General features: G+C 55.1%; 11 protein-coding genes. 3 read left to right on the forward strand and 8 right to left on the reverse strand.

Going from position 1 to position 12,262, the window contains the following annotated elements; all coding sequences use genetic code 11:
- Window positions 1-4: 4 nt before the first annotated feature.
- From ABS784_RS02840 to ABS784_RS02875, 8 genes are all read right to left on the reverse strand, one after another.
- Window positions 5-760 carry a prepilin peptidase gene (locus tag ABS784_RS02840; protein WP_062898838.1) on the reverse strand — a complete coding sequence of 252 codons (756 nt, stop codon included), beginning with the start codon at window positions 758-760 and terminating at the stop codon, window positions 5-7.
- A 59-nt stretch (window positions 761-819) separates the two neighbouring features.
- The gene (locus tag ABS784_RS02845; RefSeq protein WP_062898839.1) at window positions 820-1,338 is read right to left on the reverse strand and encodes a prepilin-type N-terminal cleavage/methylation domain-containing protein; all 519 of its coding nucleotides are present in this window, start codon (window positions 1,336-1,338) and stop codon (window positions 820-822) included.
- A gap of 85 nt (window positions 1,339-1,423) precedes the next feature.
- Window positions 1,424-2,635 (reverse strand): type II secretion system F family protein, encoded by a 1,212-nt coding sequence (locus ABS784_RS02850; RefSeq protein WP_014196434.1) that lies wholly within the window; start codon window positions 2,633-2,635, stop codon window positions 1,424-1,426.
- A complete protein-coding gene (locus ABS784_RS02855; protein WP_023633504.1) occupies window positions 2,622-3,677 on the reverse strand; it encodes a type IV pilus twitching motility protein PilT in 1,056 nt (351 codons plus the stop codon). The genes ABS784_RS02850 and ABS784_RS02855 overlap by 14 nt, the downstream gene beginning before the upstream one ends.
- A 12-nt stretch (window positions 3,678-3,689) precedes the next feature.
- Window positions 3,690-5,354, reverse strand: coding sequence for a GspE/PulE family protein (locus ABS784_RS02860; protein WP_352511392.1), 1,665 nt, complete (start codon window positions 5,352-5,354; stop codon window positions 3,690-3,692).
- A complete protein-coding gene (locus ABS784_RS02865; RefSeq protein WP_352511394.1) occupies window positions 5,351-6,721 on the reverse strand; it encodes a G5 domain-containing protein in 1,371 nt (456 codons plus the stop codon). The genes ABS784_RS02860 and ABS784_RS02865 overlap by 4 nt, the downstream gene beginning before the upstream one ends.
- 16 nt (window positions 6,722-6,737) lie before the next feature.
- On the reverse strand, window positions 6,738-7,517 hold the full coding sequence (locus ABS784_RS02870) for a PRC-barrel domain-containing protein (protein WP_015375514.1): 780 nt from the start codon (window positions 7,515-7,517) through the stop codon (window positions 6,738-6,740).
- Window positions 7,507-9,123 carry a hypothetical protein gene (locus ABS784_RS02875; RefSeq protein WP_352511396.1) on the reverse strand — a complete coding sequence of 539 codons (1,617 nt, stop codon included), beginning with the start codon at window positions 9,121-9,123 and terminating at the stop codon, window positions 7,507-7,509. Before ABS784_RS02875 ends, ABS784_RS02870 begins: the two co-directional genes overlap by 11 nt.
- Window positions 9,124-9,266: 143 nt before the next feature.
- Between ABS784_RS02875 and ABS784_RS02880 the strand changes: the two genes are divergently transcribed.
- The 3 genes from ABS784_RS02880 to ABS784_RS02890 are packed head-to-tail and all read left to right on the forward strand — an operon-like array spanning window position 9,267 to window position 12,198.
- Window positions 9,267-9,887, forward strand: coding sequence for a type IV pilus modification PilV family protein (locus tag ABS784_RS02880; protein WP_014196440.1), 621 nt, complete (start codon window positions 9,267-9,269; stop codon window positions 9,885-9,887).
- On the forward strand, window positions 9,871-10,449 hold the full coding sequence (locus ABS784_RS02885; RefSeq protein WP_014196441.1) for a PilW family protein: 579 nt from the start codon (window positions 9,871-9,873) through the stop codon (window positions 10,447-10,449). Before ABS784_RS02880 ends, ABS784_RS02885 begins: the two co-directional genes overlap by 17 nt.
- Before the next feature lie 42 nt (window positions 10,450-10,491).
- Window positions 10,492-12,198, forward strand: a complete 1,707-nt coding sequence (locus tag ABS784_RS02890; RefSeq protein WP_023633500.1) for a hypothetical protein — start codon at window positions 10,492-10,494, stop codon at window positions 12,196-12,198.
- The last annotated feature ends 64 nt before the right edge of the window (window positions 12,199-12,262 follow it).

Consider the following 12,262-nt stretch of genomic DNA (forward strand, 5'->3'; position numbering starts at 1 on the left):
GTCTTTACATAATGAGTGAAATATACGCGCGCACGATCGCTTCTCCGAAGAAAAACGCGGTCAACGCCCCGAGTGCGATCGCCGGCGCAAACGGCATCGGCTTGCCGCGCCGCACGCGGCCCAACGCCATGCCGACAAGCCCGATCACCGTTCCGTACAACGTCGCCAAGAAAAACGCGAGCAACACCATTTTCCAACCGAGCACAAACCCAAGCACGGCAAACAGCTTCACATCGCCGCCCCCCATCCCGCCTTTGGACAAAACGGCGATCAGCCATAAAAGCGAAAATCCGACCGCCGCCCCAAGGAGCATATCGGCCCACGGCAAAAACGGGATCACAAGCCGTTCAACCAAAAACAAACCGGCAAACACCAAAAGCACCCGGTCGGGGATGAGCATGTAGCGAAGGTCGGAGACGACAATGATGGCAAACAAGCTGATCAACGTCCACGCCACAACGAGCCGCCCGCCCCAGCCGACCCACATCGGCGCGGCCGTAAACAAGGCAGCGGTGGCCAATTCCATCGCCGGGTAAAGGGGGGAGATGCGCCCCCCGCACCCTTTGCACCGCCCGCGCTGCACGACATACGACACAACCGGAATGAGCTCCCCCGCCGATAGCGTCCGTCCGCACGCCGGACAATGCGACCGCGGCCTGATGATTGACTCCCCGACCGGCACCCGCAGCCCGACAACGTTAAAGAACGAGGCGAGGAGGAGGGAGTAGAGGAAAACCAAAGTTAGGGCAATTTGATTCATAGATATTAATTCCTATCAAACGCTTTTTCTATTTTCAGCTATCTTCTTAACTTCCACTCTCACCTGACAGCCCCAACTGCACTGCGTTTAAGATCTTGTTCTTGGACAGCTGCCCCACTATTATGTACCCCCCGTTCATTGTTAATTAATTTGACAAAGTAACTTAGTTTATTATTATCATTTTTGATAAGTACGTAAGAATAATCAGCCTTAGGATCATCACTCAAGCCTGTCTGCATTTGCTGTGCACCTGTACCTGTAGGACCTTTTTTATACGAATTGGTGCCTCCATCCGGGTCTTTTACTGTTTCTAAATATCCCTCATCTTCTAAGTATTTAAGCGTAACAAGTGTATACTTCCCATTCGCCGGTATCAAATCCTTATCCGCCGTCACGGCGATTTTCGCTGCGTTGATCATTTGTTGTGCATTGGAAACGTGTGCATCTTTTTTCGAATTGTCAATCAACCCCCCGATCGCCGGAATGGCAATCGCCGCGATAATCCCTAAAATGACGATGACGGCGAGCAGTTCGATGAGCGTCAAGCCGCGCTCGTTTTTCAACACCCGTTTGAACATGGTTCACTCTCCCTTTCTTTCATTTTTAGCCTGTTTTCCCTATTATTCTACAACATAGGAAGAAAAATAGGAATATATTCTTATTTTATTGTTGAATATGGTTGAAAATATCATACATCGGCACGATGATCGAAGTGACGATCGTCCCGACGACGCCGGCGAGAAGCACGATCATGAGCGGTTCGATGAGCGATTTCAACCGGTCGGTGGCCGCATCGACTTCCGCTTCGTAAAAATCAGCAACTTTGCCGAGCATGGCGTCAAGCGCACCGGTCTGTTCGCCGATCGTGATCATTTGCGCAACAAGCGGCGGAAACGCCCAATGGCGGCGGAGCGGCTCCGAGAGCGATTGCCCGCGCTCGAGGGAGGTCCGCGCTTCAGCCAGCACAGATGCGATCACTTCATTTTCAACGACGCGCCCAGCGATGGAAAGCGCCTCTAAAATCGGCACCGAGCTTGCAACAAGCGAGCTGAGCGTCCGTGTCAGGCGGGCGAGCGCCGCTTTTTGCACGAGCGTGCCGAACATCGGCATCCGCAGGGCGGCATAATCCAAATAGTACTTCGTTGTCTTTTGCCGCCGAAAAGCCACAAACGATGCGTACACGCCGGCAAAAAGCAGGACGACGGCCCACCAATACCGTTGCATCACACTGCTTGCCTTGAGCACAAACTTCGTAATCGCCGGCAGTTCGGCGTGAAACTCGGCGAACATCTCGACGAACGTTGGCACAACGGCGACAAGCAAAAAAATAACGACCGCGGTGGCAATGATGGCAACAGCAATCGGATAGGCGAGCGCCGAGGCGATTTTTTGCCGCGTCCGATGCATTTTTTCAAAATGATCAGCCAAGCGGTCAAGCGTCTCGTCAAGCGTCCCGCTCGCTTCACCGGCGCGCACCATGTTGACAAACAGCGGCGGAAAGATGCGCGGATGATTCGCCGCTGCCGCTGAGAGCGGGTTCCCGCTGCGCAATGACTGTTCGATGTCAAGAAGCGTCTTAGCGAGCGGCTTGCTTTCCGTTTGCTCCGCCAAAATGCGGATCGAATCGACGATCGTCACCCCGGCGCGCACAAGCGTTGCGAACTGGCGCAAAAAGATGACAAAGTGCTGCAGTTTGACGGCGCGGCCAAACGAAATTTCTTTGTTCCATATGGACGGCGGCACTTCGGCAAGCGCCAGCGGGCGAATTCCTTTTTCCCGAAGCTTTGCCGCCGCCTCGCGCCGCGAAACGGCATTGATCACTCCAGCTTTTTTCCGTCCGTTTCGGTCGCGCCCCTCGTACTTAAACTGCGCCATCGTCCCCACGCTCCCCCGCCAAATACACTTCAGCCGCCAGCGGATCGATGCGTCCATCGGCTGCAAGCTCCTTAACGCTCATTTCCATCGTCTGCATGCCGATGCTGCGGCTCGTTTGCATAATGTTGATGATTTGATGTTCTTTTTCGTTTCGGATTAAGTTGGCGACGGCCGCATTGTTCACTAAAATTTCCAGCGCTGCCGTCCGCCCGGTTTTGTGTCTGTTTGGAAACAAGCGCTGAGCGATGATGGCAACGAGCACGGAAGCAAGCTGCAGCCGGATTTGCGCCTGCTGGGCCGGCGGAAAGACGTCAATCATCCGCTCAATCGCCGCCGGCGCGCTCGCCGTATGAAGCGTGCCAAGCACTAAATGGCCCGTTTCCGCGGCGGTGATTGCCGTTTGGATTGTTTCCAAATCGCGCATTTCCCCGACTAAAATGACGTCTGGATCTTGACGAAGCGCAGCGCGCAATCCGGCGGCAAAACTGCCAGTGTCGAATCCCACCTCGCGTTGGTCGATGATCGATTTCCCGTGTTTATGCAAATACTCGATTGGATCTTCCAGCGTGATGATATGTTTCGACATCGTTTTGTTCATATAGTCGATCATCGCCGCCAATGTCGTCGATTTGCCGCTGCCGGTCGGTCCGGTGACAAGCACGAGTCCGTGCGGCTTTTCGGCGATGCGCTTTAAGACATCCGGCAGGCCAAGCTCCTCCAGCGTCGGGATGCGCACCGGGATGAGGCGCACGGCGAGCGACACGCATGACCGCTGTTTAAACACGTTTAAGCGAAAGCGGGAAACGCCGGCAATGCCATACGAAAAATCAAGCTCTCCGGTTTCCTGAAACTGCTGCCAAAGCGGCGCCGGAATGATGGATCGCGCCATTTGCTCTGTTTCCTCCGGGTGCAGGCGCTCATGGCCGTAAGCTCTCAACTCCCCGTTCACGCGAAAAATCGGCGGCGCGCCGACGGTTAAATGCACGTCGGAAGCGCGGCATTCAAAGGCCGCGCGCAATAACGCCTCAAGCTTTTCCTTCATCCATCTCACCCATCAATGCAAAATGGCCACTTTCAGCACTTCTTCAAGCGTGGTCAACCCTTGCTTCACTTTCAACAGCCCATCATCCAGCAAAAAAATCATTTTGTTTTGCAGGGCAAGCTCGCGCAATTTCGAAAACGGCTCGTTGTTTAAAATGACGCGCCGCATCTCATCAGTGACAACAAGCAGCTCGTGAATCGCCAGCCGTCCGCGGTAACCGGTCATGTTGCACATCGGGCAGCCGCGGCCGCGGACAAGTTGATGAACCTCAATGCCGCGGCGGGCGAAAATGTCCCGCTCCCGCTTCGTCGGCTCATACACCTCTTGGCAGTCGCGGCAGACGCGGCGCACAAGCCGCTGCGAGACAACGCCGGCGAGCGATGTGGCCACTAAAAACGGCTCAATCCCCATATCGATCAGGCGGGTGATCGTGCTTAATGCATCGTTCGTATGGAGCGTGCTCAACACTAAATGACCGGTGAGCGAAGCGCGGATCGCCACTTCCGCCGTCTCGCGGTCGCGAATCTCCCCAACCATGATGATGTTCGGGTCTTGACGCAAAATCGAGCGGAGCCCTTGGGCGAACGTCAAGCCGACATTCGGGTTGACTTGAATTTGGTTGACGCCCTCGATCTGATATTCGACTGGATCTTCAATCGTAATAATGTTCACGTGCTCGCTGTTTAAATGGTTGAGCGCCGCATAGAGCGTCGACGATTTCCCCGAACCGGTCGGTCCGGTGATCAAGACGATGCCGTTCGGCCGCTCGATCAAGCGGATGAACCGATCTAAATTGACCGGGTTGAAACCAAGTTTATGAATATCGTTTAACGCTGCGCCCAAATCGAGGACGCGCATGACGATTTTCTCACCGTATACGGTCGGCAGCGTTGAAACGCGCAAATCGACCGGATGAAAATCGATGTCCATTTTGATCCGCCCGTCTTGCGGCACGCGGTGTTCGGTGATGTCCATATTGGCCAAAATTTTAATTCTCGCCGTCAACATGCTTTGCATATGTTTCGGCAGCGCGCGTTCGGTGCGAAGCAGGCCGTCGATCCGATAGCGGATGAGCACTTTCGTCTCCTGTGGATCGATATGAATGTCGCTCGCCCGCTGTTCAACAGCAAGCTGCAAAATTTGGTTCACCAAACGAACGATGGGAGAATCGTCCTCAGCAGCCCGCTCGTCGTCGCGCACCTCAGGCGGCGGCGTTTGTAAAAAATCCTCAAATGCTTCGTCGATGTCGTAATATTTATTGATCGCCCGCAAAATATCGTCTTTTGAAGCGATCGCCGTTTCAATTTGAAACCCGGTCGACAGGCGCAAATCGTCGATGGCAAAAAAGTCCATTGGATCGGCCATGGCAACGAGCAGCCGATCGCCTTCCACCTTGAGCGGCATGACCATATGGCGGCGGGCAAACTCTTTCGGCACGAGGTTTGTCGCTTTCGGATCGATCGGGTACCGGTACAAACTGACGTGCGGAATGCCGAGCTGAAACTCGAGCGCCTCAATCAGCTGCTGTTCCGTGATGTAGCCGCGCTGCAACAAGGCGTCGCCGAGCTTTTGCCCGGGCGCCTTCTCGCACAGCGCCTCGGCCAGCTGGCTTTCGGTGATCAATCCCGCTTCGACAAGCAAATCACCAAGCCGTTTCCGTTCCTGCTTTTTGCTCATTTTTCCTCCCCTCCGCCCGCATCCGTCTTCTCTTCACTGCCAGCGGCGGGGGCCGATTCCCCGTTGCTCGCCTCATCGCCTTTCTTTGACGCGGTCCCGCTCTCTATATTCCCGCCGCTGTTTTTCGTAGTCGAATTCGGTTGGTTCGCCGCTCCGTTGTTTTCCGTCACCCCATTCGCCGGCTCCATCGTTCCGCCTTCTCCGTCGCCGCTTTGCCCAACATTGCTTTCCGGCACTTCAAGGCCGCGCACGTGAATCGTATACGTTGGCGGATAAAAATCTTCGCTCACCGTTTCTTTGCGCACGAGCCGAGCGCCGTCGCGCACTTCGCGTTCCACCGTCACAACCAGCCCCGGCCGCCCGATCTGTTCCGTCCTCTTCTCGTCCGGCGCCAGGCGCGCGTCATAGCGGACGATGACACGCGGTTCGATAGACTCCGCCTCGCCTAGGCGAATGATATATTGATAGGCAAACGGCAACCCGATAATGGCAACACGCACCTTTCGTCCATCATGCCGGAGAAGAAGCGTGTAGTCGGTCGTGTTTGGGTTGAACCATTCCAAATCGCGGCCGCCGCTAATGGCCGCCTCAAAACCGGGCGTCACTCCATCCGGCAACATACGGCTCGTATAGCGCTCCACGACAGTGAAATTGGTCGCCAGCACCGCCCGGTACACCGCTGAAGCGATCGCATCGGCCGCTTCATCGGACAAATCGGCCTTCACCTTTTTCATATAATCGCCAAACGAAAACAGCTGTTTCGCTTTGATCACCGCGCGCCGCTCGCCAGACAGCCAGCGGACGGCCGAAGAGTCAGGCGCCGATGCGGCCGCTTCGCTGACGACCGGTTGCCGGCCGTTTGCAAACGATATGTAGCGAGCCAAGTCGATCGGAGATGATGGCTTTTGCAGCTGAGCCGCCTGTCCCTCTAAATCCGCCCCAAGCTTCTTGATGTCAAGCGCCGATAACGCCGCCGGCGGAACGATGGCTGCCGCCGCTTGGAAGCATTTTTCTAAATCAGCGATCACAAACAGCGGCGTGCGCCTCCCGTCGACAAACCGCTTCGTGCTCTCGGCAAGACGGAACGCAAACGCGTCCGCCGGCAGGTCAATGCGCTTTTCTTGGTACTGCAAAGAAATGGAAGCGGTCGCTCGCCACTCATTCACCCGCTCGACAACCGCCTGTCGGGCTCTTTCGGGCGTCATGCCGGAGAGTGACACCGGACCGACCGCCGTGCCCGGGCCAAGGCGGCCGTCATCCGGGGCCAAAACATCATAGGCGAAGGTGCCCAGATGCGAAAAAGCGATAAAATAAACGGTGCAAACAGCCATGACAACAAACAATTTCCACGCGGCAGCCTTTTTCACCGCCGACCCTCCTCCATTACGCCTCCACATTCATCGAGACATCGACGATGACGCTTGGCCCCGCCTCTTGCGCCCTGCGCACATCCTCTTCGCCAAGCAGAGTGCCCGCTTTAAACAGCAGGCGGCCGTCTGCATCATAAATATCTTTTGTCAGCCGCTTTCCAGCTAACAGCGCAACTTGTTTTTCCCTCAGCGACTGCAGCGCTTCAACATTTTCCACGCTTTCGGCCATCGCCTCCATTTGCGCGGAAACGTCCTCTTCCGCCATGCCGCCGGTTGGCTCGATGCTCTCTGCCTTCAACAACTGCGCCGGGTCATCAAGAAGCGACTCGTTCGCTCCGTCGTTGATAATCAAAATATCTTTGCCGTACGTCAACACTTCCGAGGCCGGCAGCACCGCTTCCCCTTTCTCGAGCTGAAGAGCGATGCCGACAATATCCCCTGACTCTTCATCGACGAAAAACTCGCGGGCTTCGCCGAGCAGCTGCCCTTTTCGCGTGATGGCTTTCGTATTTTTAATCCGGATTTGCTTATTGACGAGCTGATTGGCGATCGGAATTTCCGAGAGGTCAATTACATCGTGCCCTTGCTCTACCGTCACGGCAAACTCGCCTATGCCGACGACTTTTTTAAACGGAATGGCCTTTAAACTGAGTTGCACATCGTCTTGTTCCACAGTCAAAAAATCGATCGACCCTTTGTCCGGGTTGATCACCAAACTTTTCACCGTGCCGATTTGTGCACCGTCAGCAATGCTGATGATCGGCAGCCCAATGATTTGCGCGCTAGCTTTCATCTTGTTCACCCCAACTGTTTAGTGTTGCGGCAAACTGCCGCCAAAGCGCCAACTCTTCGGCCACAGCCGGATAGGCGCGAAAACGGTCAGCGAGCTCATCGAGCCACGCTGCGAGCTTGCCGTACTGTTGTTCTACCACATAATGTTCCATTAACAAACGGGCCAATACGTAATAGTCGCGGTCAGAAAGCGGAGCGTCCAAACAGCGGCGGAGGCAGCGCTCGTAATCGGCGGCGTCCAAACGACGGCGGTTGAGGCGCAATTCAAGAACGACCGCCTGCACGACTTCCGGACCGATCATTCGCGCTGGCCGTTCGCTCTCTTCCTCCCGCCGGCTTTCCGTTTGCCCATCTTCTTCCGGCTCGCGGCGCTCGGTTGATTGTTCGCCTTCCGACCAGCCATGCTCCGCTCGTTGCCCTTCCTGCCTGTCAGGCTCTGCTTTCATCGCGTCCTCCTGACGGGGCGGTTCGGCAGCCTCGTCCGTTTCCGGCAGCGAACAGTCGACAATACCCGGCATTGCTTCTTCCAAAAGCGCCCCTTCACGCGGCATTGCCTGGCCGGAAGGCAGCCCGTTTTCTGCAGCAGAAACGCCCGCCGAGCTAGAAGACATGAACGCGGAAAGTTGCCCATCCTCTTCTTCATGGCTGAGATCAAGCGCCTGCAACAGGCCGCGGCCGTCGGCGGCCGCTCCCGCCTGCAGCACCACCGCTTCGATGTCTGGCGTCATCGAGACCGGCAGCTCATCGAGCCAATCGCGCAGACGGCGCGCCGGCCCAACATTCAGCCCGCCACCGTCACCCGTCATGGCGGTCGGCTCTACTCCATCCAAATCCAAGGCGGACAACTTCTCCAGCTCCACACGATCCGAATCCAACGGGAAAAACTCCTCTTGCTCGGCATCGTCTCGGTCCACGGAGCGCATTTTTTGCTCCGCATCGGCCGAATCCAACGAAAGCAGCTCCTCCGGCTCGGTTTGATCCGCTCCGGGATCGGAAGCGGCTTCCTCTATGCCATCCATCGATCGAAGCAAGAAAGCAGTCTGTTCTTCCCAGGGCTCCTCGCTGGATTTCGGTGCCCGCTCCGTCTCTCCCGAAGCTGCTTCCGACGCTGCAGGCGACGCTCCTGAAGCGGTGTTACCGGTTTCCTGCACGTGCGATCGCAACGCCTCCCCACCCGAGTCAACGCCTTGAAATTCCCTCGAAGCGCCGTTTTGTCCAAAAGCTGCCGGCCAGGCCGAATCGACTAGATTTTCCGTTGCATTCTGGACCATCGTCCCGTACCTATCGCCCGCTGCCGTCCGATCGCCACTCCCTTTCCATCCTCCCTTTCTCCGTTCCCCAGCTTCCTCCGTCTCCACCGACCGGTAAAGAAGCGGACCGAACCAACGAACAAGCAAATACGAGCCCGCCAACAGCAAAAGCCCGACGAGCAGGGCGATTTGCCATAACGGAATCACCGATTCGGCCAACTGCGCCAGCCCCGCAGCCAAAAAGGCAGCCGCCACCACCGCCGCGCCCCCGGCCCGGCTGAATCCAAGCGGCAGCAGCCAAACAGCCAACAGCGCCACTATGAATGCAACAACGTAAACAACCGCCTCTTTCCACATGCCTACCCGTTCCTTCCCGGCGTATCATTGGCAATAACGCGCCAAATATGCCATTGCTCGTTCTCTTATCCTAAAATTCTACATGGTTCGACTCGAAAATATTGTATAATAAAGTTACATATTTTGAAAGAAGGTTATGACAAATGGCGGGAAGCAATTTTCCTCTTCCTAGTCGTCAAGCAGGATTTACGTTGATCGAAACGTTGCTGGCCATCACTCTTTTATCGGGCGTCGCGATCGGTTTGTTTTACTTTTTCACGAATGCGATGATGCATACGTCTTACAACCAAGGTCGGACGGTGGCCGTCAACGTCGCCCGCGGCGTCGCTGTCTATTTTGAAAAAAACGCAGATTTCTCCCGGCTAAAAGAGTATATGGAAGACCATCAAACACCGTTTCTTGAGCTAACAAAAGACGATTGCGGCAACGAATCGTTGGCGGCGCTGTTTTTTCCCGGTGAATCTAGCCAACTGCATACGGTATGTGAAGCGCAGTTCGCCCCGAAAATCAACAATGTCCGTTACGAAGCTTCCGTTTACCTTGTCCGATACGACAAGGAGGCATGGGATGCATTCACTTCATCGTCGGAATTCGCTTCCTTGCCTGCGCCGCTGCAGGCGCGCATCCGCGCTGAAACGGAAAAAGCAGCCGAATCAAACGCCGGCGGCTACATGACCAAATTATACACCACCGTCCGTTGGGGCGAGCGCACGAACGAAACGGCGTGGGTCGAAGGGGTGATCACCGATGAAACGATCCGCTAGAAGCGAAGCCGGCATGACGATGATCGAGCTGTTGGCCGCCGTTTCCATTTCTTTGCTCATCATCGGCGCTATCTACACCGTGTTTTTAACCGGCATTCGCGCCTACGAGCGCATCGGCATCGAAAACGACTTGCGCAGCGAAGCGGACTACACCATGGCCCGAATAATGAACGAGCTGTACACGCTCTCTCCAGATGGAATGGAAAGTCAAGAGGAAAACACGCCGTTAACGGCCGTCACCTTTGTGAAAAACCAAGAATTCAAAGCCGATGCGGACACCGGGCTTGTCTCCCGTGAAGAGAAAAAGCCGGAAAGCATCGAGCGGATGACGCTGTCCATCCAAGACGGCGCGCTCGCGATCAATGGCGAAACGATCACCTCTTCCCGCTTTTTGCTGGGCGACTCTTCATCGTTTTCATTCCGTTGCGCACGAAAAGAAGGCAACCTGTGCCGCAGCGGCGTCATGACGATCCGTCTCATTGTCTCCGACCGTCGACACGCCGACCCGAGTGGTTGGCTGTATGTGCCGCCGTTTACATTGACAACGGAATTTGGTTTTTAAGTATTACATTCCAAAACTTTGTCTGCGAAGGGAGGGGCTGCGATGAACCGACTGCGCTTGAACGCCGCTGGCTACAGTTTGGTGACGACGATGCTCATGATCACCCTCTTTTTTTTGCTCGGCTTGACGATTTTAACAGTCGCCGTCCAGCAAGCGCGATTTACCGCGGTGCGCGTTGAGAACATCGAATCGTTTCATGAAGCCAAAACAGCCCTTAATGAAGCAATTGCTGGGCTTAAAGCTGAGCTTTCAGACGACGATTTTTTTGTTCGTCATGACATTTTCACCCCCAGTCAATGGGATGCATTTCTCGGCATTAACGAGGACACCCCCGGCCCGGATACGATCGCCGGCAAGCTGAAAGCGCGCTACGGCGTGGAGGTGGAAGACGTGTCCTATCGCTTGTACAACATTCCGACGAACAAAGTGTTCCTCCGCGCGCTCGATTTGTCCAAACCGTTTACGGACGGCCATCGCGAGCGGAAAGTCAAACGGCTCGTCTTTTTAACAAATACGCCCAGCTTTCTCAAATACGCGCTCGGATCAAAAGAAACCGTCATCTTAAACGGCGGCGTCTACGTGGAGCAAGGAAACGTATACGCCGGACAAAGCGCTTACATCAGCAACGCGGCAAACTACGTGAAAAAAAGCGGCGAGTTAACGATCGCTCCTATCGATGCCGGACTGCCCGCATCAATGAACGATTCGATTTGGCACATTCATGACAAGCTGCTGTTTTCATGCACGCAAACGAGCAGTTGCTGGAAGACTGGCGGCCGAGCTTTCCAAATGGAAGAAGGCCTTTTCTTCCCAGGATGGCCGGACGATGGCGGCCCTCTCATTCAACAAGAGACGGACGATTTCATCGATACTGATTTCGAGCGCACCGTGAAAGATAAATTGCTTCAAGCGGCCGGTCTCTCGCCGTTGTCGCCTGAAACCCAACAAGCGTATATCGAGCGCATTGAAAACGATCACCAGCCGCCGCTCGATGTAGCGCGGGAGCTTTATCAAGAAGGGAAATTGGCTCGGGTCGTGACAGACGACGAAACGCCGTATGAACAATCCATCAATCAGATGCCAAAAGACAAGCCGCTTTGGTTGGACGCAGAAGGGAAGGAGATCACCCTTTATCGCGACATTGACGTGCAGCAAAATGGCCAAAACCAATGGCTCATTGTCAATGGCGATCTCCGCATTGAAGGACCGACAAAATCAACAGCGGCTGTGCGCGGCAATTTGATCGTGTTCGGTGATTTGACGCTTACTGGAAACTTGGCGTTGAACGCGAGCATTTACGTCACTGGCAAGACGACCATTTACAACAGCCATATCGACGGAGCGGATGGAAAAGGGCTCGTGTTGTTGTCCAAAGGCACGCTCGATATCGCCCGCATCAATGAATTTCAAGACTCAAATGAAATCCCGAACTTAAAAGGGTATTTTTATACGGACAGCAGCGCGACGATTTATGCTGTCGGATCGTATTTGTACATTGAAGGCGGGTTGTTCGCCCGCGGGAACGGAGCGGCTGCTCCGGATACAGACATCAACGGGCTCGTCATCAACGCCTTTCGCGGCCGGATCGAGCCGAAAGACGGTGAGCCGGGGAACTTCATTCCAAGCTCTGACATGCAACAATCTCGTCTGATCGTCAAATATAATCCACGGGTGTTAGTCGAACAAGGAACAGGATTGCCGTTTGTCAATCAAATCTCGCTCGTCGCCGACCGGCTTGAAGTTGAGTGAACGAAGACGGCTAAATTCCCTCTCTCATCCTCTCGATCCCCTGGACAAACGAAAAAAAGCGGCT

Source organism: Geobacillus sp. G4 (genome assembly GCF_040327975.1).
Lineage (GTDB): Bacteria > Bacillota > Bacilli > Bacillales > Anoxybacillaceae > Geobacillus > Geobacillus thermoleovorans.

Bases quoted from the DNA above. Each gene is read 5' to 3' on its own strand.
- ABS784_RS02840 (WP_062898838.1), bottom strand. From the start codon at position 760: ATGAATCAAATTGCCCTAACTTTGGTTTTCCTCTACTCCCTCCTCCTC.
- ABS784_RS02845 (WP_062898839.1), bottom strand. From the start codon at position 1,338: ATGTTCAAACGGGTGTTGAAAAACGAGCGCGGCTTGACGCTCATCGAA.
- ABS784_RS02850 (WP_014196434.1), bottom strand. From the start codon at position 2,635: ATGGCGCAGTTTAAGTACGAGGGGCGCGACCGAAACGGACGGAAAAAA.
- ABS784_RS02855 (WP_023633504.1), bottom strand. From the start codon at position 3,677: ATGAAGGAAAAGCTTGAGGCGTTATTGCGCGCGGCCTTTGAATGCCGC.
- ABS784_RS02860 (WP_352511392.1), bottom strand. From the start codon at position 5,354: ATGAGCAAAAAGCAGGAACGGAAACGGCTTGGTGATTTGCTTGTCGAA.
- ABS784_RS02870 (WP_015375514.1), bottom strand. From the start codon at position 7,517: ATGAAAGCTAGCGCGCAAATCATTGGGCTGCCGATCATCAGCATTGCT.
- ABS784_RS02875 (WP_352511396.1), bottom strand. From the start codon at position 9,123: ATGTGGAAAGAGGCGGTTGTTTACGTTGTTGCATTCATAGTGGCGCTG.
- ABS784_RS02880 (WP_014196440.1), top strand. From the start codon at position 9,267: ATGGCGGGAAGCAATTTTCCTCTTCCTAGTCGTCAAGCAGGATTTACG.
- ABS784_RS02885 (WP_014196441.1), top strand. From the start codon at position 9,871: ATGAAACGATCCGCTAGAAGCGAAGCCGGCATGACGATGATCGAGCTG.
- ABS784_RS02890 (WP_023633500.1), top strand. From the start codon at position 10,492: ATGAACCGACTGCGCTTGAACGCCGCTGGCTACAGTTTGGTGACGACG.